This is a genomic window from Castellaniella defragrans (assembly GCF_014203015.1).
GTDB classification, from domain to species: Bacteria; Pseudomonadota; Gammaproteobacteria; order Burkholderiales; family Burkholderiaceae_B; genus Castellaniella; species Castellaniella defragrans.
The window spans coordinates 54,675-74,681 of sequence record NZ_JACHIB010000008.1 but is presented as its reverse complement, the minus strand read 5'-3'; the positions used below and the strand labels follow the sequence as shown (position 1 = coordinate 74,681).

Genomic DNA, 20,007 nt, shown 5'->3' with positions numbered 1-20,007 from the left:
CTATTTGGTTTTCAACGCCCGTCCCTGGAACCCCCGATGCTGCGGATCAGCAAGATCGTCGATTACGGAATCCTCGTGCTCACGCACATGGCCTCCCGTCCGACGCACGTCTGCAGCGCGGCTGAGCTGGCCGGCGACCTGGGCCTGGGCCAGCCCGTCGTCAGCAAGGTCCTGAAACTGCTCGCCCAGCGCGACCTGGTCGCCAGCACCCGCGGCGCCCACGGCGGCTACCGCCTGGGCCGCGAGGCCGAGCGGATCAACGTGGCCGAAATCATCGACGCGCTCGAAGACCAGCCCTTCGGCCTGACCGAATGCACCGCGCTGCCGGGCGCCTGCAGCGTCGAGGGCGCCTGCCACATCCGCTCCCACTGGCAGCGCATCAACCGCATCGTGCGCCGCACGCTGGAATCCGTCACCGTGGCCGACATGCTCGACGGCGAGGGTCCCGGCGCCGTGTCCGCGCCCGTGCACGCATCCGCCGTTCCGGTTCCCGCGCCCGAAGCCGGCGCGCGCCGCGCCATCCCGAACATCACGAACTGGAGTCTGTCCAAATGAGTACCGTCAACGACAAGCTCGATTCCTTTCTCGACCGCGACTACGAGGCCGGCTTCGTCACGCAGATCGAATCCGAGACCTTCCCCAAGGGGCTCGACGAGGATGTGATTCGCCGCCTGTCCGCCATCAAGCGCGAGCCCGAGTTCATGCTCGAATGGCGCCTGAAAGCCTACCGCGAATGGCTCAAGATGGACCTGCCCCGCTGGGCCAAGGTCCACTATCCGGATCCCGACTTCCAGGACATCAGCTATTACTCGGCACCCAAGTCCAAGAAGGACGGTCCCAAGAGCCTGGACGAGGTCGATCCCGAACTGCTGCGCACCTATGAAAAACTGGGCGTGCCGCTGCACGAGCGCGCCAAGCTGGCCGGCGTGGCGGTGGACGCGGTGTTCGACTCCGTGTCCGTGGCCACCACCTTCCGCAAGCAGCTGGCCGACGTCGGCATCATCTTCTGTTCGTTCTCCGAGGCCGTGCGCTCGCACCCGGAACTGGTGCAGAAGTACATGGGCACGGTCGTGCCGCCCGGCGACAACTTCTACGCGGCGCTGAATTCGGCGGTGTTCTCCGACGGCTCCTTCGTCTACATCCCCAAGGGCGTGAAATGCCCGATGGAGCTGTCCACCTATTTCCGCATCAACAACGCCGACACCGGCCAGTTCGAGCGCACCCTGATCATCGCCGACGAAGGCGCCAGCGTCAGCTACCTGGAAGGCTGTACGGCGCCCATGCGCGACGAGAACCAGCTGCACGCCGCCGTGGTGGAGCTCGTCGCGCTGGACGACGCCAAGATCAAGTATTCCACGGTGCAGAACTGGTACCCCGGCGACGAGAACGGCGTGGGCGGCATCTACAACTTCGTCACCAAGCGCGGCGACTGCCGCGGGCCGCGCTCGCGGATTTCCTGGACCCAGGTCGAGACCGGTTCGGCCATCACCTGGAAATACCCCAGCGTGATCCTGCGCGGCGACGACTCCACCGGCGAATTCTATTCCGTGGCGCTGTCCAACCACCACCAGCAGGCCGACACCGGCACCAAGATGATCCACATGGGGCGCAACACGCGCAGCACCATCATCTCCAAGGGCATCTCCGCGGGCCACGGCAGCAACACCTTCCGCAGCCTGGTGCGCATGACGCCCAAGGCCGAGAACGCGCGCAACTACACGCAGTGCGACTCGCTGCTGATCGGCAGCAAGTGCGCCGCGCACACTTTCCCCACCATGGAAGTCCAGCATCCCAGCGCCAACGTCGAGCACGAGGCCACCGCCTCGCGCATCGCCGAGGACCAGCTGTTCTATGCCATGCAGCGCGGCCTGTCGGCCGAGGACGCGGTATCGATGATCGTCAACGGCTTCTGCAAGGAAGTCTTCAAGGAATTGCCCATGGAGTTCGCCGTCGAAGCACAGAACCTGCTCGGCGTGAGCCTGGAAGGCAGCGTAGGTTAAGGAGCCCTCTCATGCTGAAAATCGACAATCTGCACGCCTCGATCGAGGACAAGGAAATCCTCAAGGGCCTGAGCCTGGAGGTCAAGCCGGGCGAGGTCCACGCCATCATGGGTCCCAACGGGGCCGGCAAGAGCACGCTGTCCCAGGTGCTGACCGGCCGCGAGGCCTACAAGGTCACCGCCGGCACCGTCGAGTTCGAGGGCCGCGACCTGCTGGAGCTGAGCGTCGAGGAACGCGCCCGCGCCGGCATCTTCCTCGCCTTCCAGTATCCGATCGAGATCCCGGGCGTCTCCAACGCCTACTTCATGCGCGCTGCCGTCAACGCCATGCGCCGCGAGCGCGGCCTGCCCGAGCTGGACGCCATGGACTTCGTCAAGAAGGCCAAGGCCGAGATGAAGCTAGTGGGCATGCGCGACGAATTCCTCTACCGCTCGGTCAACGAAGGCTTTTCCGGCGGCGAGAAGAAGCGCAACGAAGTCCTGCAGATGGCGCTGCTGGAGCCCAAGCTGGCCATCCTGGACGAGACCGATTCGGGCCTGGACATCGACGCCCTGAAGACGGTGGCCGACGGCGTCAACCGCCTGCGTTCGCCCGAGCGCGCCATGATCGTCATCACGCACTACCAGCGCCTGCTGGACTACATCGTGCCCGACTACGTGCACGTGCTGGCCCAGGGCCGCATCGTGCGCTCGGGCGGCCGCGAACTCGCCCTGGAGCTGGAAGAAAAGGGCTACGGCTGGATCCAGGGCGCGGCGCCCGCCGCCAGGCCCGCCGCCCGGGGGGCCGCGGCATGAGCGGACAGCATCAAGCCAGTCCGGCGAGCGCCGGCCTGCAGGCCTGGGCCGATGCGTTCGGCCGGCGCGCCGGGAGTCTGCCCGGCGCCGGGGTGCCCTGGCTGGCCGACGTGCGCCGCCGCGCCCTCGACCGCTTCATGAGCGAAGGCTGGCCCACGCCCCGCATCGAGGCCTGGCGCCACACCTCGCTCGCGCCCCTGGCCGCCGCCGCATTCGACGACGGCGACGCCCAGCCGGTCGCCGAGCAGGTCGCCGCGCTGAAGGCCGCCGACCCCGGCCACTGGCTGGTGTTCGTCGACGGCGCCTACGACGCCGCCCTGTCCGAAGTCGGCGCGCTGCCGGCCGGCGCCACGGTCCTGCCCCTGTCGCAGGCCTGGGCCGAGCACGCCGAGGCCATCCGCGCCGCCTACGGCGACGCGGCCGACGGCCACAGCACCAGCGCCCTGAACCTGGCCCTGGCCAGCGACGGCGCCTGGGTCCGGCTGGGCCGCGGCGTCGCGCTCGATCGGCCCATCCACCTGGTCTGCGCGGCGGCCTCGCCGCGCGCGGCGCACTTCCTGCGCCACCTGGTGCAGGCCGAAGCCGGCGCCCAGGCCACCGTGGTCGAGCACTACGTGGGCGCCCCGGGGGCGGCCAATTTCCGCCACGCGGCCACGCGCCTGCGGCTGGACCAGGACGCGCGCATCACGCACCTGAAGCTGCAGCAGGAATCCGAGCAGGCCTGGCATCTGGGCGAGATCGACGCCACCCAGGGGCGCGGCTCGTATTTCGCCTCGCATTCGGTGTCCCTGGGCGCGCGGCTGGCGCGCCACGACATCGCCACGCATTTCGCCGACGAACGCTGCGAGACCCTGCTAAACGGCCTGTACTACGTCGACCAGCGCCGCCACGTCGATCACCACACCCTGATCGGCCACGAAAAGCCGCGCTGCGTCAGCCACGAGTCCTATCGCGGCATCATGGCCGACGCCTCGCACGGCGTCTTCAGCGGCCGCATCCTGGTGGCGCCCGGCGCCGACGGCACCGACGCCATCCAGCGCAACGACAGCCTGCTGCTGTCGCGCCTGGCCAAGTCCGACGCCCGGCCCGAGCTGGAGATCTACGCCGACGACGTGAAATGCGCCCACGGCGCCACCGTCGGCCGGATCGACGAGGACAGCCTGTTCTACCTGCGCTCGCGCGGCCTGGACGAGGCCCACGCGCGCGACATCCTGATCTACGCTTTCGCCGCCGCCAGCGTCGCGCGCATCGAATCCGATCCGCTGCGCCGGCGGGTGGAGCGCGCCGTGCGCGCCCTGCTGCCGGGCGGCGCCGCCCTGGAGGAAGCCGCATGAACGCGCCGCTCACCCCGCAGCAAAGCGCCCGGCTGGCCGCCGACCCCGCCGGGGAAGGCCCGCTGGTTTCGCCCTGGGCGGCCGATTTTCCGATCCTGGCGCGCCCGGTGCGCAAGCGGCGCCTGGCCTACCTGGACAACGGCGCCACCACGCAGAAGCCGCGCGCCGTCATCCAGGCGATGGAGGCATTCTACGAGCAGTCCAACGCCAACATCCACCGCGGCGTGCACTGGCTGTCCCAGCACGCCACCGACCTGTACGAGCAGGCGCGGGACCGGGTGCGCGTGTTGCTGAACGCGCCGGACAGCCAGGACATCGTCTTTACGGCCGGCACCACCGCCTCCATCAACCTGGTGGCCCAGACCTGGGGCCAGTCCCTGCGCCCCGGCGACGAAATCCTGGTCACGGGCATGGAGCACCACTCCAACATCGTGCCCTGGCAGCTGCTGTGCGCGCGCACCGGCGCCGTGCTGCGCCATGCGCGCATCACCGATTCCGGCGAACTGGACCTGGACGACTTCCGTGCCCAGCTGAACCCGCGCACGCGCCTGGTGGGCGTGGCGCACGTATCCAACGCCCTGGGCACGGTCAACCCGGTGGCCGAACTGGTGCGCCTGGCGCATGAGGCCGGCGCCCTGGCGCTGGTCGACGGCGCCCAGGCCGTGGCCCACGCCCCGGTGGACGTGCAGGCCCTGGATTGCGACTTCTACGCCTTCTCCGGCCACAAGCTCTACGGCCCCACCGGCATCGGCGCGCTGTACGTGCGCGGTTCCATCATGGCCGGCCTGCCGCCCTGGCAGGGCGGCGGCGACATGATCCGCACCGTCAGCTTCGAGGGCAGCACCTGGGCGGACGGCCCGCAGCGCTTCGAGGCGGGCACGCCGAATATCGGCGGCTCGATCGTGATGGGCGCCGCCATCGACTACGTCCTGGCCATCGGGCTGGAACGCATCGCCGCCCATGAGGCCGCGCTGCTGGCCGAGGCCACCGAACGCATGCTGGAACTGCCGGGCGTGCGCCTGGTGGGCACGGCCGCGCACAAGGCCGGCATCCTGTCGTTCCTGGTGGACGGCATCCACCCGCACGACCTGGGCACGATCCTGGACACCGACGGCGTGGCCATCCGCGCCGGCCACCATTGCGCCATGCCCCTGATGTCGCGCTTCGGCATCCCCGGCACGGCGCGCGCGTCCTTCGCCCTGTACAACGACGGGCGCGACATCGACGCCCTGGTGGCGGGCGTGCGCAAGGCGCAGAAACTGTTCGGGGTGGCATAGGCTATGAGGGACGACGACGGCCTGCGTGACCTCTACCAGGAGGTCATCTTCGACCACAACCGCGCGCCGCGCAACTTCCATGCGATGGACGACGCCTCGCACCGCGCCGACGGCCACAACCCGCTGTGCGGCGACCAGCTGACGGTCTACGCCAAGGTCAGCGGCGGCATCGTCCAGGACGTCAGCTTCATCGGCCATGGCTGCGCCATTTCCACGGCGTCCGCCTCGCTGATGACCGAGGCCGTGCGCGGCCAGCCGGTCGAGCAGGTCGAGGCGCTGTTTCGCAACATCCACGCCATGCTGACCGAGGCCCATCCGGATTGCGACCTGGGCAAGCTCGAGGTCCTGTCGGGCGTGCGCGAATTCCCCTCGCGGGTGAAGTGCGCCACCCTGGCCTGGCATACCCTGCACAACGCCATCATCCAGGCGGGCGACACGGCCGTCACTGAATAACGCGATGAACCAAAGGTAACATCATGAGCTTCAATCGTCAGGAAGTGATCGTCAACCGGGACTGCCCGGCGGTCACCGTCCCCTACGGCTCGCCCGTCACCATCGAGGCCGGCTGCGAAGCCGTCATCACCCAGCAGCTGGGCGGCACCTACACCGTCATGGTCGAGGGCAACCTCTACCGCATCGAAGGCAAGGACGGCGACGCCCTGGGCTTCGAGCCGGTCGAGGAAGTCAAGCACGTCCACCAGGGCCCCGCCACCGCCGAGTCGGTGGAGGAGGCCGCCTGGGCCATGCTGTCCACCTGCTACGACCCGGAAATCCCCGTGGACATCGTCAACCTGGGCCTGGTGTACGAATGCAAGGTCGTGCCCGCCAGCGTCGCCGACCGCTTCCGCATCGAGATCAAGATGACCCTGACGGCGGCCGGCTGCGGCATGGGCACCATGATCGCCGACGAGGCCCGCAACAAGCTGCTCAACATCGAAGGCGTGGACGAGGCCACCGTCGACCTGGTCTGGGATCCCCCCTGGAGCCGCGAGATGATCAGCGAGCCCGCGCGCCTGCAGCTGGGCCTGCTGTAGCGCCCGCCGCGGCGAGAAGCGCCCCGATCGGGCGCCGCGACGGGGGCGTTCTTGATTTTTCGCAGCGCGGCGGCGCACGGATCCATATTCATGTCATGAATCGCGGGTAAAGTATGCGGCATTTCATCTTGCTGCACACATCATGTCTTCGCTTCTGGATCCCCCGGTGTGTGAACCGCCAATCTGCGACGCAGTCCGCCGCGAAGGGCTGGACGACATCGCCGCGCTGCTGCTCCGGGGAGAACTGAACGCCGTCTTCCAGCCCATCGTGTGGATGCGGGAAGGCGCGATCCTGGGATACGAGGGGCTCGTCCGCGGACCGCTGGGCAGCCCGCTGCACGCGCCGGACCGCCTGTTTGAGGCGGCGCGCGCCCGCGGCCTGAGCGTCCGGATCGAACACCGCTGCTGCCGCGTCGTGGTCCGGCGCTTCGCGGCGCTGGGCCTGCCGGGCCGCCTGTTCCTGAACATCGGCCCGATGGCCTTGCTGCACGCGGCCGACGGGGCGCTGGACCTGATCGCGCTGCTGGCCGAATCCGGCCTGGACCCCGCTCGGGTGGTGATCGAGATCACCGAGCAGGACCAGGGCGCGTTCTGGACCGACCTGCCTCCGGTCATCGCCCGGCTGCGCGCGAAGGGCCTGCAGTTCGCCATCGACGACCTGGGGTCGGGGTTTTCCAACCTGGGGCGCTGGCTGGACCTGCGGCCCGAATTCATCAAGACCGACAAGGTCTTCACGGCGGGCATCCAGGACGACCTGCTGCGCCAGCAGATCCTGCGCTCGGTCTGCGACATCGCCACCGTCGCCGGCGCCGTGGTCGTCGCCGAAGGCGTCGAGACCCTGGACGAACTGGCCTGCATGGCCGATCTGGGCGTGGCCTGCGCCCAGGGCTACTACATCCAGCGTCCCGCGGACGAACCGGTCCCGCCGCGCTGGTCCGAACTGACCGCGGGCCTGGCGGAACGCCGGCTGCGCGACATGCGCGACATGCACGAGGCGAGCGATGGCCGGGAGTCCGACCCAGCGCACGACGGAGCCGAAGGCCGGGCGCTGCGGCTGCTGCGGCGCGTGCCGTGCGTGTCCTCGGCCGTGTCCAACGAAGCCGTGTTCGACCTGTTCCGCCGCCAGCCGGATCTGCATACCGTCCCCGTGGTGGATGACGAGGTGCCGGTGGGCATGCTGACCCGGGCCTGCCTGATCGAGCGCTTCTCGCTGCCGTACCAGCGCGAGCTGTACGGCCCCAAGCCCTGCCGCCTCTTCATGGACGTCGCGCCGCTGATCGTGGACATGCACACGCCGCTGATGACGCTCAGCCGCTGGCTGGCCGAATCCGAAGGCCACGGCCTGGCGAACGACTTCATCATCACGGGGCGGGGGCGCTACCTGGGCATTGGCTCCAGCCAGGACCTGCTGCAGGCGCTCAACCGCCTGCAGCTGCGCGCCGCGCAGCATGCCAACCCGCTGACCCAGCTGCCGGGCAACGTGCCCATCGACCGGCAGATCCAGCGCTTCCTCACCGCCGGCCAGGCGTTCGTGGCCTGCCATGCCGACCTGGACCATTTCAAGCCCTTCAACGACGTGTTCGGCTACCGCTGCGGCGACGACGTGATCCAGCTGCTGGGCCGGGTCCTGTCGGCGCACGCCGACGCCGGCCAGGACTTCCTGGGCCACATCGGCGGCGACGATTTCATCCTGCTGTTCCGCAGCCCCGACTGGCAGGCGAAGTGCGAAGCCATGCTGGCCGACTTTTCCCGCGGCATGGCCCGGCTGCTGGAGGGCATGGGGCGGGTGGCGGCGGCCGGCTACGAGGCCGAGGACCGCCAGGGCCAGCGTCGGCACTACGATCCCCCGACCCTGTCGCTGGGCGCGGTGCTGGTCGAGCCCGGCGCCTACCAGTCGCGCCACCAGATCGCCCAGGCCGCCAGCGAGGCCAAGACCCAGGCCAAGAAACGCGTCGGGCCGTGCCTGTACGTCGAGCGCCGCCGGCCGCGGGCGTCGTCGGCGGCTCCGTCGGCTACGTCCTTGTCCACCGCATCGTTAGGGGTCGCCGGAAAAGAACAAGGGCCTACAGACCGAAATCTGTAAGCCCTTGATAATGCTGGTCGGGACGGCGGGATTCGAACTCGCGACCCCTTGCACCCCATGCAAGTGCGCTACCAGGCTGCGCTACGCCCCGAAAGAACGAAATTCTAGCATAGAAATTCTCAGGCCGCTCGGGATGCGGTGGACAACGCCCCATGCAAGGCATCGCCGCCCGAAGGGCTTCCGCCGGTTTCCGGACCCCCTCAAAGCTCCATCCGGTAGCCCACCCCGTAGACCGACTTGATCCATTCTTCGTTTCCGCCGGCCTCGGCCAGCTTGCGGCGCAGGTTCTTGATGTGCGTATCGACGGTGCGGTCGGTGACCACGCGGTGGTCGGTATAGATGTGGTTCAGCACCTGGTTGCGGGAGAAGACGTGGCCTTGCGCGTGGTACAGCAGGCTCAGCAGGCGGAATTCCACGGCGGTCAGGTCCAGGGGCCTGTCGTGCAGATGGGCGCAATAGGCGGCCTCGTCCAGCATCAGGGGGCCGCGGCCCCCCGCCTGCGGGACGTGGCGATACCGCCGCAGCACGGCGCCGATGCGCGCGACCACTTCCTTCGGGCTGAACGGCTTGCAGATGTAGTCGTCCGCGCCCACCTCCAGGCCCAGCAGGCGGTCGATTTCCTCGACGAGCGCGGTGACCATGATCACGGGAGGGTGGCCGCCCGCCCGCTGCAGGGCGCGGCATATGTCCATTCCTCCCATGCCGGGCAGCACGAGGTCGAGCAGCACGAGGTCGGGGTGCTGCGTCCGGCAGGCGGGCAAGGCCTGCAGGCCGTCGGCGACCCAGTGGTGCGTGTAGCCCGCGCTGGTCAGATACTTGCCCAGTATCGCCGCCAGCCGGGGCTCGTCTTCGACGATCAGGATGTGTCCGTGTCCGGTGGCGTTCATGGGATCAGGGGCAGTTCGATGGAAATGCCGAGGCCGCCGAGCGGCGAGCGCGCGGCGTGGATGCGGCCGTCATGGGCCTGGACGATGTTGCGGCAGATGGCCAGGCCCAGTCCGCTCCCGCCGCTGGCCCGGTTGCGCGATTCTTCCACGCGGTAGAACCGCTCGAACAGGTGACCGAGCTTGTCCTGCGCCACGCCGGGAGGACCGTCCTCGATGTGGAGCTGAATGGCGTCCGCCTGCCGCGCGCAGCGGATGCGCACTTCGCCGCCGGCGTCCGTGTAGCGCAGCGAATTCTCCAGCAGGTTGGCGAAGAGCTGCTGGAGGCGGCTTTCGTCGCCGAGCACCAGCAGAGGGCCTGCCTGGATGGATACGCGCAGCCGCAGCCCGGCGCCCTCGAAGCGCCGCTGCATGCTGGCCACGGTCGTGTTCAGCACCATGCCCAGGTCGATGGGCACCCGCTGGTAGGCCTGCCCGCCGATGTCCGTGAGCGAGAGGTCGTGCAGGTCGCCGATCAGCTTGCCCAGCTGGCCGACCTCCTGGTGTATGACGCCCAGCGATTCCGCGGTGGGCGGGTTGATGCCGTCCTGTATGGCTTCGACTTCCGCGCGGATGACCGCCAGCGGCGTGCGCAGTTCGTGCGAGATGTTGGCCATGAAGGTGCGCCGGGCGCGTTCGTTGTGTTCCAGGGCCTGCGCCATGTAGTTGAAATCCTGCGCCAATGCGCCGAGCTCGTCGCGCGGCCCGGCCTCGATGCGCAAGGCGTAGTCCCCTGCCGCCAGGGCGCGCGTGGCCTGCGCCAGGTTGCGCACGCGCCGCAATGCCGTCCGGGTGACCAGATAGGTGAACAGGGCCACCAGCACCACCGAGGCGGCGGCGATGATCCACAGCATGCGCAGCTGCTCCGCGAGAAAGCGCGCTTCGCCGGGCGCCAGGGCCTGCTCGAAGGGCACCATGGCGACCCACCCGACCGTTCTGCCGTCGACCACGACCGGCTGGCGGATCGACCGGGCATCGACCATGGGGTTGCCCACGATGCGGACGTAGTGGTCGTCGAGCAGGCCCATCCGGACCCCCGCGCCCGTCTGGTCCGCCGTCGATAGATGGATGCCCGCGTCCTTGGCCGGCGGCGGCCGGACGGTGTCTATCCAGAGGCGGATGTTGTCGTGCAGTTCGTCCCAGCCGCCATGCCGGCGGTAGAAGGCGGCTACGCGCGGCAGGACTTCCTCGATGCTCTGGCGTCCCTGATCGTTCAGGTAGCCGAAGAAGCCCTGCTGCACGCTGATCCGCATGGCGACGGCCTGCATCAGCATGACGGCGCTGCAAACGGCCAATACGGCCAGGAATAGCTTGATGATGATGCTGATCTTCATGCGAGCCCGGGGAAAGGCAGGCCGGTGCGCGGCGGTTCGTCCCCGGATCGGTCCGGAGCGTCCCCAGTGTAGCCATCGCGGGCCGGCGTGCGGCGGCATTCCGGCGCCCGGGGTGCGAACTCCATATTTTCATCACATTCCCTGGGCAGCATGCACTCGTTGAAATTTTGTGGAATCCGCCCATGCAGTCCGGTGTAGTCATTGGTCGCAGGCCGCTCTGGCGGCTTCTGCTGCTGTCCGCCCTGGTGCTGGGGCTGGCGGCCTGCGCGAAACAGGACGATCCGCCCGCCTCGCCGCACGCGGAGGTGGGGGTGGTGACGCTCCGGTCGGAACGCCTGCCGGTGGCAAGCGAGCTGTCCGGACGGACGCGCGCCTACCTCACCGCCGACGTGCGCCCGCGGGTCGGCGGCATCCTGCGCAAGCGCCTGTTCACCGAAGGGGCGGTGGTGCACGAAGGCGACGTGCTGTACGAGATCGATCCGGCCCCCTACCAGGCCGCCTACGACAGCGCCCGGGGGACGCTCGCCCAGGCCGAGGCCGCCGTCCTGTCGGCGCGCCCCAAGGCCGAACGTTATCGCAGGCTGGCGGAGCTGGATGCGGTCAGCCAGCAGGACAGGGACGACGCGCTGGCCAGCCTGAAACAGGCCCAGGCCGCGGTCGTGGCGGCCCAGGCCGGCCTGGAGAGCGCGCGCATCGATCTGGAGTACACCCGGGTGCGCGCGCCGATTTCCGGGCGCATCGGAACCTCCGCCTACACGCCGGGCGCCCTGGTGACGGCGGACCAGACGGACGCCCTGGCCACGATCCATCAGCTCGATCCCATCTACGTGGACGTGACCCAGTCCAGCGTCCAGCTGCTGAATCTGCGCCGCCGGATGAGGGAGGGGGCGCTGAAATCCGCCGGCGGCGGCGTGCCGGTCGGCTTGACGCTCGAAGACGGCAGCCGCTACGCCCACGAGGGGACCCTGGCGGTCGTGGCCTCGGAAGTCGACGAGGCGACGGGAACCGTCAAGCTGCGCGCGGTCGTGCCCAACCCGGACCATGAACTGCTGCCGGGCATGTACGTGAAGGCCTCGCTGTCGATGGCCATCGACGAACGGGCCGTGCTGGCGCCCCAGCAGGCGGTGTCGCGCAACGGCAAGGGCGAGGCCACCGTCCTGGTCGTGGACGATGCCGGACGGGTGCGGTCGCGCGTGGTGCAGACCGGTGCGGCCGTCGGCTCCCGCTGGGTGATCACCGCCGGCGCGGCGGCCGGCGAACGAGTCGTCGTCCAGGGGGCGCAGAAGGTCCGGGCCGGCGACGCGGTCCGCGCGGTGGAGATCGACCCGGGCTCGGCCGCATCGAGCCCGGGCGAGGCGCGTCCGGCTCCATCCGGGACCTCGGAGCAGCCGGCCTCCGGCGGCACCCAGGCGGACTGAGGCGATCCATGGCACGTTTTTTCATCGACCGGCCGATCTTCGCCTGGGTCATCGCCATCGTGATCACCCTGGGCGGCGTGATCTCGATATTCACGCTGCCGCTGGAGCAGTATCCCGACATCGCCCCCCCCCTCGATTTCGGTGCGCGCCACCTACACGGGGGCATCCGCCGAGACCGTGCAGCATTCCGTGACGCAGATCCTCGAACAGCAGATGACCGGGCTGGACAATCTGCTGTACATGTCTTCCAGCAGCTCCACGGGCAGCGCGCAGCTGACGCTGACGTTCGAGTCCGGCACGGATCCGGACACGGCCCAGGTCCAGGTGCAGAACAAGGTATCGCAGGCCGATGCCATGCTGCCGCAGGCCGTGCGCCAGGAGGGCGTCATAGTGAGCAAATCCGCCATGGGCGACATGTTCATGGTGGTCTCCTTCCTGTCGGAGGACGGCAGCATGGATGCGACGGACATCGCCGACTACATGGCGTCCTCCGTCCAGGATCCGCTCAGCCGCGTCAACGGCGTGGGCAGCGTCAACGTCTTCGGTTCCGAATATGCGATGCGCATCTGGCTCGACCCGGAAAAGCTCGCCCACTACGGGCTGATGGCGTCGGACGTCGTGGCGGCGATCGAGGCGCAGAACACCGACGTGTCGTCCGGCGAGCTGGGCGGCCTGCCAGCCGCGTCGGGGCAGCAGCTCAACGCCACCGTGACGTCGCGCAGCCGGCTGCGCACGCCGGAGGAGTTCCGCGGCATCGTGCTCAAGTCGGATGCGGGCGGCGCGGCGGTGTACCTGGGCGATGTGGGCACGGTGGTGCTGGGCTCGCAGGACTACTCGTCGGTGTCCAGGTTCAATGGCGTGCCCGCTTCGGGCATGGGACTGCAGCTGGCCACGGGCGCCAACGCCCTGGACGTGGCCGAGGCAGTCAAGGCCAGGCTCGAAGAGTTGCGGCCGTATTTCCCGGATGGCCTGTCCTATCGGATCGCGTATGACACGACGCCGTTCGTGCGCCTGTCGATCACCGAGGTGGTCAAGACCCTGGGCGAGGCCATCGCGCTCGTGATCCTGATCATGTACCTGTTCCTGCAGAACTGGCGCGCCACGCTCATTCCCGTGGTGGCGGTGCCGGTGGTGCTCATGGGCACCTTCGGCGTGCTGGCGCTGCTGGGGTATTCGATCAACACCCTGACGCTGTTCGCGATGGTGCTGGCCATCGGGCTGCTCGTGGACGACGCGATCGTCGTGGTCGAGAACGTCGAGCGCGTCATGTCCGAGGAAGGGCTGCCTCCCCGCGAGGCCGCGTACGCATCCATGGGGCAGATCACCGGCGCGCTGGTCGGCATCGCCCTGGTGCTGACTGCGGTGTTCATCCCCATGGCGTTCTTTGGCGGTTCGACCGGGGAAATCTATCGCCAGTTCTCGGTGACGATCGCCGCCGCGATGATTCTGTCCGTCATCGTCGCGCTGACGCTGAGCCCGGCCCTGTGCGCCACCCTGCTGCTGCCGGTCGAAAAGGGCGGGCGCGTGCCGGCCAGAGGGCCGCTGGGCCGCTTCTTCCCCTGGTTCAACCGCGGCTTCGGTCGCATGACGGACCGCTATCGGCACGGGGTCGGCCGCCTCCTCGACCGCCGCGGTCCCGGCATCCTGGCCTATGCCTGCGTGCTGGCCGGGATGGGGCTTCTGTTCTGGCGGCTGCCGACCGCGTTCCTGCCCGAGGAGGATCAGGGCATGCTGATGGTCATGCTCAATGCGCCGGCCGGCGCCACGCAGCAGCGCACTCTGCAATCGATGGACGAGGCGGCAGGGTTCATCCGCCGGCAGCCGGAAGTCGAGAGCCTCTTCACGGTGGCCGGCTTCAGCACCGCGGGCAGCAGCCAGAACTCCGGGATGGGTTTCGTGCGCCTGAAGGACTGGAGCGAGCGTACGGCCTCCGCCCGCGAGATCGCCGACCGCCTCAATGCCGCGATGGCGGACGCCGTGCGCGATGCGCAGGTCTTTGCCGTTCTGCCGCCGGCCATCGCCAGCCTGGGGCGCAATGCGGGCTTCACTCTGCAATTGCAGGACCCGGCCGGCAACGGCCACGAGGCCCTGGTCCAGGCGCGCGAACAACTGCTGGAGCGGGCCGGCAGCCGCGCCAGCCTGTCCGCCGTCCGGTACGGCGGCCTGGAGGATGCGCCGACCTACAAGCTGGCGCTCGACGACCGGAAGGCGGGGGCGCTGGGAGTGTCGGCGTCGGACGTCAACAGCACGCTGTCGGCGGCGCTCGGGGGCTCCTATGTGAATGACTTCGTCCACAACGACCGGATCAAGCGCGTGTATGTGCAGGGAGAGGCCTCCGCGCGCATGCTGCCGCAGGACATTGGGCGCTGGAAGGTGCGCAATGGCGACGGCGACATGGTGCCGCTCTCCGAGTTTTCGAGCGGCCGGTGGACCTATGTCCCCCAGACCATCACGCGCTTCAATGGCGCCGAGTCGATGGAGATCACCGGCAGCCCCGCCGCCGGCGTCAGTTCCGGCACGGCGATGACGGACATCGCCGGGCTCGTCGCCGGGCTGGACGGCGGCTTCAGCCATGCCTGGTCGGGCATGTCCTACCAGGAACGGCAGGCGGGGTCCCAGGCCTGGCTGCTGTACGCCGTCTCGGCCTTGTTCGTGTTCCTCTGCCTGGCCGCGCTGTACGAAAGCTGGTCGATCCCCGTGTCGGTCATGCTGGCGGTTCCGGTCGGCCTGGCCGGCGCGTTGCTGGCGACGTGGTTGCGGGATTTGAACAACGACATTTATTTCCAGGTGGGGCTGCTAGCCACCATGGGCCTGGCCGCCAAGAACGGCATCCTGATCGTCGAGTTTGCCAAGGCGCTCGAGGAACAGGGGCAGTCCCTGGTCGATGCGACGCTGCAGGCGGCGCGTCTGCGCCTGCGGCCCATCCTGATGACGTCCCTGGCATTCATGCTGGGGGTGCTGCCGATGGTGTTGAGTTCCGGCGCCGGCTCGGGGGGACGGCATTCGCTGGGGACCGGCGTGCTGGGCGGAACGCTGTTTTCCACGGTCCTGGGCATCTTTTTCGTGCCCTTGTTCTATGTCATCGTGCGGACCCGGTTCCCGGGCGGGCGTTCGCATGCGGCGGATGTGGCGATGAAGGAGGCGCGGTGATGAAGCGAATGTTTTCCGTGATGCTGCCTGCCGCGGTCCTCCTGGCCGGGTGCGTGAGCATGGCGCCGGACTATGCGCGTCCCGAATCCCCCGTGCCGCGGCAGTGGCGGGGCGTGGCGGCGGCCAGCGATGCCACGCAAGGCGGCGCGCGGCCGGTGTCGCTCCTCGATGTGGAGTGGCGTTCGTTCTTCCGGGATGAACGGCTGCGCCAGGTCATCGCGCTGGGGCTGGCGCACAATCGCGACCTGCGCATCGCGCTGTTGAATATCGAGAAGGCCCGCGCTCAATACCGTATCCAGCGTGCCGCAGCGCTGCCTTCGGTGAAGGTCGATGCCGGCCAGAGCGCCTCGCGCAGCCCCGCCTCGGTCAGCGCCACCGGGACGTCGGCCGTCAGCCGGCAGTACTCGGCCGAGGTGGGCTTCAGCAGCTATGAGCTGGATTTGTTTGGACGCATCCGCAGCCTGAAGGACGAGGCGCTGGAGAGCTATCTCTCCACCGCCGCGACGCAGCGCAGCACGCGCCTGAGCCTGATGGCCGAGATCGCGGGCGATTGGCTGACCTTGGCGGCCGACAGGGAACTTCTGGCGCTTGCCCGCCGGACACTGGAAAGCCAGCATGAGACGCTCGTCTTGAGCGAGCATCGCCATGCGCTGGGCGTAGTGTCCGGCCTGGACCTGGCCCAGGTCCGCAGCTCCGTGGAAAGCGCGCGTGCCGACGCGGCCAGCTACGCCGCGCAAGTCGAAGAAGACCGCAATGCCCTGGAACTGGTGGTGGGAGCACCCGTGCCGGACGCATTGTTGCCGAGCGGATCGGGGGACGAGCCGGTCCTGCTGGCTCAGGTTCCCGCCGGTCTGGATTCCACCGCGTTGCTGGTTCGGCCGGATGTCGTATCGGCCGAACATGCGCTCAAGGCGGCGAACGCCAATATCGGCGCGGCGCGTGCGGCATTCTTTCCCACCATTTCGCTGACCGCGTCGGACGGACGCATCAGCAGCCAGCTCTCCGACCTGTTTTCCGGCGCCAGCCGGAGCTGGTCGTTTGCGCCCAGCATCACCATTCCTATTTTCGATGCCGGCAGCCTGCGCGCCTCGTTGGATGTCGCCAAGATCGAGCGCGACATCACGGTGGCCGAATATGAGCGGGCCATCCAGACCGCGTTCCGCGAAGTTGCCGATGCCTTGTCCGTGCGCGTGTCGATGCAGGAACGCCTGGCGGCCCAGCAGGCGCTGGTGCAAGCCAGCAGCCGGACCTTTCAACTGGCCGAGGCGCGGTATCGCAACGGCATGGACAGCTATCTGGATGCGTTGGATGCGCAGCGAACGCTGTACGAGGCGCAGCAGGGGCTCATTTCCCTGTCGCTGACCGAGGCCAATAACCGGGTCACTCTGTACAAGGTCCTGGGCGGGGGAATGAACATGGATCGGCAAATGATCCTCACCGGACTGGGAGAATGACGATGGTCCGATTATCGAGCGCGAAACCGGCGCGTGCGCACGATGCGCCCCCGGAAGTGCGTTTCTGGCCGAGTTTTCGCGGGTCCTATGGATGGGTCCATCGGGGCACGGCCTGGCTTTATGTGGATGCGCCCGGTGTCGTGCGCGGACGCGTGGACAGGATGGAAGGCGGCCCCGGCGCCCCGTGGTATTGGTGGCAGACCGCGGACGCCACCGGCGACGAACTGGACCTGATGCGGGCCCGGTGGCGGGTGGAGCAGGGGATCGATGAGTCTTGAGAGGGCGGGTCGGCCCTGCCTCACGGGGCGCCGATGTAGAAATCGGGCAACTCGGCCGCGGCAGCCCCGGGACCGGATAGGCCCTAATTCATGCGTATCGTCTCGCCGAAGGTCCGAAACAGGGCGCGCCGCTCCGGCGGCGTCTCCCGCGCCGCGGCCGTGAATGCCTTCGACAGGATCTGCGCGTCCGATTGCGCCATGCCGGTCAGCACGAGGCTGTCGGGCTGGCTGATCAAGTCGTTCCCGCAAAGCGACAATCGCCAGCCGTCCGGCTCCCACGTGAACAGGGCCACGCCGCCGCGCTCGCCCTGCGTCCAGCCCGCCAACGCGCGATTCGAGCCGACCACGACGGGATCGACGACGAGATGCGATTGCGGCGTGTCGTACGTGTCCATCAGCAGCTTCCGGACCGCGGCCTGGTCCGGCGTATCCGCCGCCATGGCGATCGTGGGGAGGATCGTCAGCAGGCCGATGATGGAGACGAGCTTCAGACGGGCGGCGATGGACATGGCGGGGATCCTGGAAAGGGGAAGGGCGAACCTGCGGACGCAGGGGCTGGTCACAGCGCCGTGCGCCTGCCGAACATGGCCTTGGGCGATTTCCCGTGATAGCGGGTGAAGGCGGCGGTGAAATTGTTCGGGTATTTGTAGCCGACCTGCCAGGCGGTCTGTGCGACTTGATAGCCGGCTTCCAGCAGGGCGAGCGCCTTGGTCATCCGCAGCTCCAGCAGCAGCTCCGCGGGCGTGCCGTTGTACAGAAGGATCATGCCATCCTTGAGCTTGTTCTTGTTGATGCCCACGGCGGCGGCGAGATAGTCGAGCGTGATGGGCTTGTCCAGGCATTCGCCCATCATCCGCCGTGCCCGTTCGATGCGTTCGATCTCCGAGGGCGAGAACGGCAATGCGCGGGCACGGCGCGGAGGCGCCAGCAGATTGAACTGTTCGCCAAGCAGGCTGAGCGTGTGGATGTGCAGGTCCAGCCGGGATGGCTCGCCCTGGCAGGGCTGCAGGAGGCTGAGCAGGGCCCGGGCGTGCGCCATCGCCGCCGGCGTGCTGGCGCGGAAAGCCAGGCAGTTGAGCCGACGGTTGCCGAGGATCCTGTCGGTGCGCTCCCGTCCGGCATACCTGTCGATCAGGGCCTCATGCGCGATGATGCGCAATTGGGACACGACGCCACCGGCCTCGTAGCGCCGTTCGCCCGGGATGGCGTGAAACGCGGTGATGGTGGTGTGGCCCTGCGCGAATTCCAGCCGGGTGGCGTCCTGGCCTTCGTAGCGGGAGCGGCCCTGCATGCCGAGGGTGATGACCATGACGCGGCCTTTGTGCGGGCCGCTGCTTTCTTCGATCAGCGGGATGCGGGGATGATAGTGCAGGCGGTTCAGGCCCAGGCCGGGTTCCAGTTCGACGAAGTCCTGGTAGCAGTGCCCGAGGTCATCGGGAAGTTGCTGCCGAGCCTTGCCGTTTCCCGGGCGACTGTGGATGCGGGGTTCGTCGATCGACAACCGGTAGCCGCTTGTGCACGTGTCCACTTTCTTCCCTCCTGCTTTTCCGCTGCGAAAGGCCTCTCGCATAGGAAATCATGCTCATCTCATAGAAATTCGAGAATGATTCTCAATATCATAAGTTGGCCGGCTGTGGAATGCCAGATCTTTGTACCGCAGCGGGCGTTTTGGTTTGAGACAAATCAATGTAATCAACGCATTAGGAGGATGAATTCATGTGTCCGAGTACCACCGAACAGACAGGGGCGGGCTTGGGCCCGTCCATCGGGATCGACGAGTGGGCGGGGAGGGCTGCGTGATGGCGCAGGTCGTCCTCGAAAACCTTCCCGCCTCCGTGACGCTGCCCCATGCCCTGCAGCCCTGTTGGGACATGCAGCTGGCGGGCCTGGGGGCCGATGCTATGCGCATGGCGTTGGAAGCCGGCATGTTCACCCATCTGGACGAGTTCGCCGGCGCGCCTGAACTGGCGCGGCGCCTGGGGCTGGACCCGGTGAACACGGGCCATTTCCTGGAGCTGCTGTGGGGCATGGAGCTGCTGGAGCGCAGGCCGCGGGGGGGTGGTGAGCCGGAATACCGCACGCAGGCGGCGTTGCGGCCGTACCTGCACACGGCATCGGAGCAATACTGCGGCGATGCGCTGCTGTTTCGCCATCAGGTGCTGCGGCAGGTGGGCACGCAACTGGAGGGGCTGGTGCGCGATGGCGCATCGCACACCCAGGCGGCGGATCCGGCGGTGGTACAGGCGGGCTGGGCGCGGGCGGCCCAGGTCCAGATCGCTCAGGAGCAGCGGGCGGTCACGGCCCGGGTGGCCTGCGACATCCTGGGCCGGCAGCCGGAATTCGCGCGGGCGCGCCGCATGCTCGACCTGGGAGGCGGCCCCGGCCTGGTGGCGATTGCCCTGGCGGGGCTTCAGCCTCGCCTGACGGGCGTCGTCTTCGAGTATCCACCGGTGGCCGCGGTCGCGCAGGCGGCGATCGAGCGCGCGGGCCTGGCCGACCGCCTGCAGGCGCGTGGCGGCGATCTGGCGGAGGCCGATTTCGGCGGTGGCTACGACTTCATCTGGTGCTCGTCGGTCCTGCATTTCGTACCGGACATTCCCGCGGTGCTGGCACGGCTGCGCGCGGCGTTGCGGCCCGGCGGGCTGCTGGTCTGCTGCCATGCCGAGATCGGCGGCGATGCGCGCCGGGCGCGGCCGGTACTGCAGTATTACCTGCACCTGCGCATGCAGGGCCGGCACGTGCTGCCGGGCGGCCGGCTGGCGGCGCTGCTGCGGGATGCGGGGTTCGCTTGCATCGAGCAGATCGACGAGGTGCGCTTTCCGATGGCGCCCGTCACCGTGCTGCTCGCGCGCAAAGACGGGGATTGCGCCTGAGCTCGGAGATCCCGGGCCTGGATCAGGGCCGAGTCCTCCGCATGCTTCAGCAGTA

At 68.4% G+C, this 20,007-nt stretch carries 16 protein-coding genes, 1 tRNA gene and 1 pseudogene; 13 read left to right on the top strand and 5 right to left on the bottom strand.

From position 1 onward, the window contains the following. The first annotated feature begins 36 nt into the window (after nucleotides 1-36). The 8 genes from HNR28_RS08160 (at nucleotide 37) to HNR28_RS08125 (ending at nucleotide 8,522) form a co-directional block, all read left to right on the top strand. Nucleotides 37-555, top strand: coding sequence for an SUF system Fe-S cluster assembly regulator (locus tag HNR28_RS08160; protein WP_052355723.1), 519 nt, complete (start codon nucleotides 37-39; stop codon nucleotides 553-555). Further along, nucleotides 552-2,000 carry a Fe-S cluster assembly protein SufB gene (gene sufB, locus HNR28_RS08155; RefSeq protein WP_043682190.1) on the top strand — a complete coding sequence of 483 codons (1,449 nt, stop codon included), beginning with the start codon at nucleotides 552-554 and terminating at the stop codon, nucleotides 1,998-2,000. The genes HNR28_RS08160 and sufB overlap by 4 nt, the downstream gene beginning before the upstream one ends. A gap of 11 nt (nucleotides 2,001-2,011) precedes the next feature. Next, on the top strand, nucleotides 2,012-2,794 hold the full coding sequence (sufC, locus tag HNR28_RS08150; RefSeq protein ID WP_043682193.1) for a Fe-S cluster assembly ATPase SufC: 783 nt from the start codon (nucleotides 2,012-2,014) through the stop codon (nucleotides 2,792-2,794). Further along, nucleotides 2,791-4,128, top strand: coding sequence for a Fe-S cluster assembly protein SufD (gene sufD / locus HNR28_RS08145; protein WP_084330593.1), 1,338 nt, complete (start codon nucleotides 2,791-2,793; stop codon nucleotides 4,126-4,128). The genes sufC and sufD overlap by 4 nt, the downstream gene beginning before the upstream one ends. Then, nucleotides 4,125-5,405: a cysteine desulfurase gene (locus HNR28_RS08140; protein WP_043682196.1), complete on the top strand. Its 1,281-nt coding sequence runs from the start codon at nucleotides 4,125-4,127 to the stop codon at nucleotides 5,403-5,405. Before sufD ends, HNR28_RS08140 begins: the two co-directional genes overlap by 4 nt. Nucleotides 5,406-5,408: 3 nt before the next feature. After that, nucleotides 5,409-5,858, top strand: coding sequence for a Fe-S cluster assembly sulfur transfer protein SufU (sufU, locus tag HNR28_RS08135; RefSeq protein WP_151024037.1), 450 nt, complete (start codon nucleotides 5,409-5,411; stop codon nucleotides 5,856-5,858). 23 nt (nucleotides 5,859-5,881) lie between these two features. Further along, entirely contained in the window at nucleotides 5,882-6,439 is a 558-nt protein-coding gene (sufT, locus tag HNR28_RS08130; protein WP_151024038.1) for a putative Fe-S cluster assembly protein SufT, read from the top strand. A 166-nt stretch (nucleotides 6,440-6,605) separates the two neighbouring features. Then, on the top strand, nucleotides 6,606-8,522 hold the full coding sequence (locus HNR28_RS08125) for a bifunctional diguanylate cyclase/phosphodiesterase (RefSeq protein ID WP_170288427.1): 1,917 nt from the start codon (nucleotides 6,606-6,608) through the stop codon (nucleotides 8,520-8,522). 14 nt (nucleotides 8,523-8,536) lie between these two features. On the opposite strand, the gene HNR28_RS08120 is transcribed toward HNR28_RS08125, so the two are convergent. From HNR28_RS08120 to HNR28_RS08110, 3 genes are all read right to left on the bottom strand, one after another. Further along, a tRNA-Pro gene (locus tag HNR28_RS08120) sits at nucleotides 8,537-8,613 on the bottom strand. Nucleotides 8,614-8,722: 109 nt separating this feature from the next. Beyond that, nucleotides 8,723-9,409 (bottom strand): response regulator, encoded by a 687-nt coding sequence (locus HNR28_RS08115; RefSeq protein WP_043682205.1) that lies wholly within the window; start codon nucleotides 9,407-9,409, stop codon nucleotides 8,723-8,725. Further along, nucleotides 9,406-10,779, bottom strand: a complete 1,374-nt coding sequence (locus tag HNR28_RS08110; RefSeq protein WP_151024040.1) for an ATP-binding protein — start codon at nucleotides 10,777-10,779, stop codon at nucleotides 9,406-9,408. The genes HNR28_RS08115 and HNR28_RS08110 overlap by 4 nt, the downstream gene beginning before the upstream one ends. 182 nt (nucleotides 10,780-10,961) lie before the next feature. Between HNR28_RS08110 and HNR28_RS08105 the strand changes: the two genes are divergently transcribed. The 4 genes and pseudogenes from HNR28_RS08105 to HNR28_RS08090 all read left to right on the top strand — a co-directional run bounded on the left by HNR28_RS08105 (nucleotide 10,962) and on the right by HNR28_RS08090 (nucleotide 17,079). After that, a complete protein-coding gene (locus tag HNR28_RS08105) occupies nucleotides 10,962-12,197 on the top strand; it encodes an efflux RND transporter periplasmic adaptor subunit (protein WP_052355725.1) in 1,236 nt (411 codons plus the stop codon). A gap of 8 nt (nucleotides 12,198-12,205) precedes the next feature. Continuing rightward, a pseudogene (locus HNR28_RS08100) lies at nucleotides 12,206-15,347 on the top strand (efflux RND transporter permease subunit). Continuing rightward, entirely contained in the window at nucleotides 15,347-16,801 is a 1,455-nt protein-coding gene (locus HNR28_RS08095; protein WP_151024041.1) for an efflux transporter outer membrane subunit, read from the top strand. The pseudogene HNR28_RS08100 and the gene HNR28_RS08095 overlap by 1 nt, the downstream one beginning before the upstream one ends. Next, a complete protein-coding gene (locus HNR28_RS08090; RefSeq protein ID WP_151024042.1) occupies nucleotides 16,798-17,079 on the top strand; it encodes a hypothetical protein in 282 nt (93 codons plus the stop codon). The genes HNR28_RS08095 and HNR28_RS08090 overlap by 4 nt, the downstream gene beginning before the upstream one ends. Before the next feature lie 83 nt (nucleotides 17,080-17,162). Here the strand turns inward: HNR28_RS08090 and HNR28_RS08085 are convergent, their stop codons facing one another. Beyond that, complete coding sequence (locus tag HNR28_RS08085) at nucleotides 17,163-17,588, bottom strand: copper uptake system-associated protein (RefSeq protein WP_151024043.1); 426 nt, start codon at nucleotides 17,586-17,588, stop codon at nucleotides 17,163-17,165. Nucleotides 17,589-17,638: 50 nt separating this feature from the next. Next, on the bottom strand, nucleotides 17,639-18,607 hold the full coding sequence (locus HNR28_RS08080; RefSeq protein ID WP_249043876.1) for a helix-turn-helix domain-containing protein: 969 nt from the start codon (nucleotides 18,605-18,607) through the stop codon (nucleotides 17,639-17,641). 271 nt (nucleotides 18,608-18,878) lie between these two features. Between HNR28_RS08080 and HNR28_RS08075 the strand changes: the two genes are divergently transcribed. Further along, nucleotides 18,879-19,952, top strand: coding sequence for a methyltransferase domain-containing protein (locus HNR28_RS08075; protein WP_151024045.1), 1,074 nt, complete (start codon nucleotides 18,879-18,881; stop codon nucleotides 19,950-19,952). Nucleotides 19,953-20,007 lie beyond the last annotated feature (55 nt).

Coding starts and splice junctions, on each gene's coding strand:
- HNR28_RS08160 (WP_052355723.1), top strand. CDS start 37: ATGCTGCGGATCAGCAAGATCGTCGATTACGGAATCCTCGTGCTCACG.
- sufB (WP_043682190.1), top strand. CDS start 552: ATGAGTACCGTCAACGACAAGCTCGATTCCTTTCTCGACCGCGACTAC.
- sufC (WP_043682193.1), top strand. CDS start 2,012: ATGCTGAAAATCGACAATCTGCACGCCTCGATCGAGGACAAGGAAATC.
- sufD (WP_084330593.1), top strand. CDS start 2,791: ATGAGCGGACAGCATCAAGCCAGTCCGGCGAGCGCCGGCCTGCAGGCC.
- HNR28_RS08140 (WP_043682196.1), top strand. CDS start 4,125: ATGAACGCGCCGCTCACCCCGCAGCAAAGCGCCCGGCTGGCCGCCGAC.
- sufU (WP_151024037.1), top strand. CDS start 5,409: ATGAGGGACGACGACGGCCTGCGTGACCTCTACCAGGAGGTCATCTTC.
- sufT (WP_151024038.1), top strand. CDS start 5,882: ATGAGCTTCAATCGTCAGGAAGTGATCGTCAACCGGGACTGCCCGGCG.
- HNR28_RS08115 (WP_043682205.1), bottom strand. CDS start 9,409: ATGAACGCCACCGGACACGGACACATCCTGATCGTCGAAGACGAGCCC.
- HNR28_RS08110 (WP_151024040.1), bottom strand. CDS start 10,779: ATGAAGATCAGCATCATCATCAAGCTATTCCTGGCCGTATTGGCCGTT.
- HNR28_RS08105 (WP_052355725.1), top strand. CDS start 10,962: ATGCAGTCCGGTGTAGTCATTGGTCGCAGGCCGCTCTGGCGGCTTCTG.
- HNR28_RS08095 (WP_151024041.1), top strand. CDS start 15,347: ATGAAGCGAATGTTTTCCGTGATGCTGCCTGCCGCGGTCCTCCTGGCC.
- HNR28_RS08090 (WP_151024042.1), top strand. CDS start 16,798: ATGACGATGGTCCGATTATCGAGCGCGAAACCGGCGCGTGCGCACGAT.
- HNR28_RS08085 (WP_151024043.1), bottom strand. CDS start 17,588: ATGTCCATCGCCGCCCGTCTGAAGCTCGTCTCCATCATCGGCCTGCTG.
- HNR28_RS08075 (WP_151024045.1), top strand. CDS start 18,879: ATGGCGCAGGTCGTCCTCGAAAACCTTCCCGCCTCCGTGACGCTGCCC.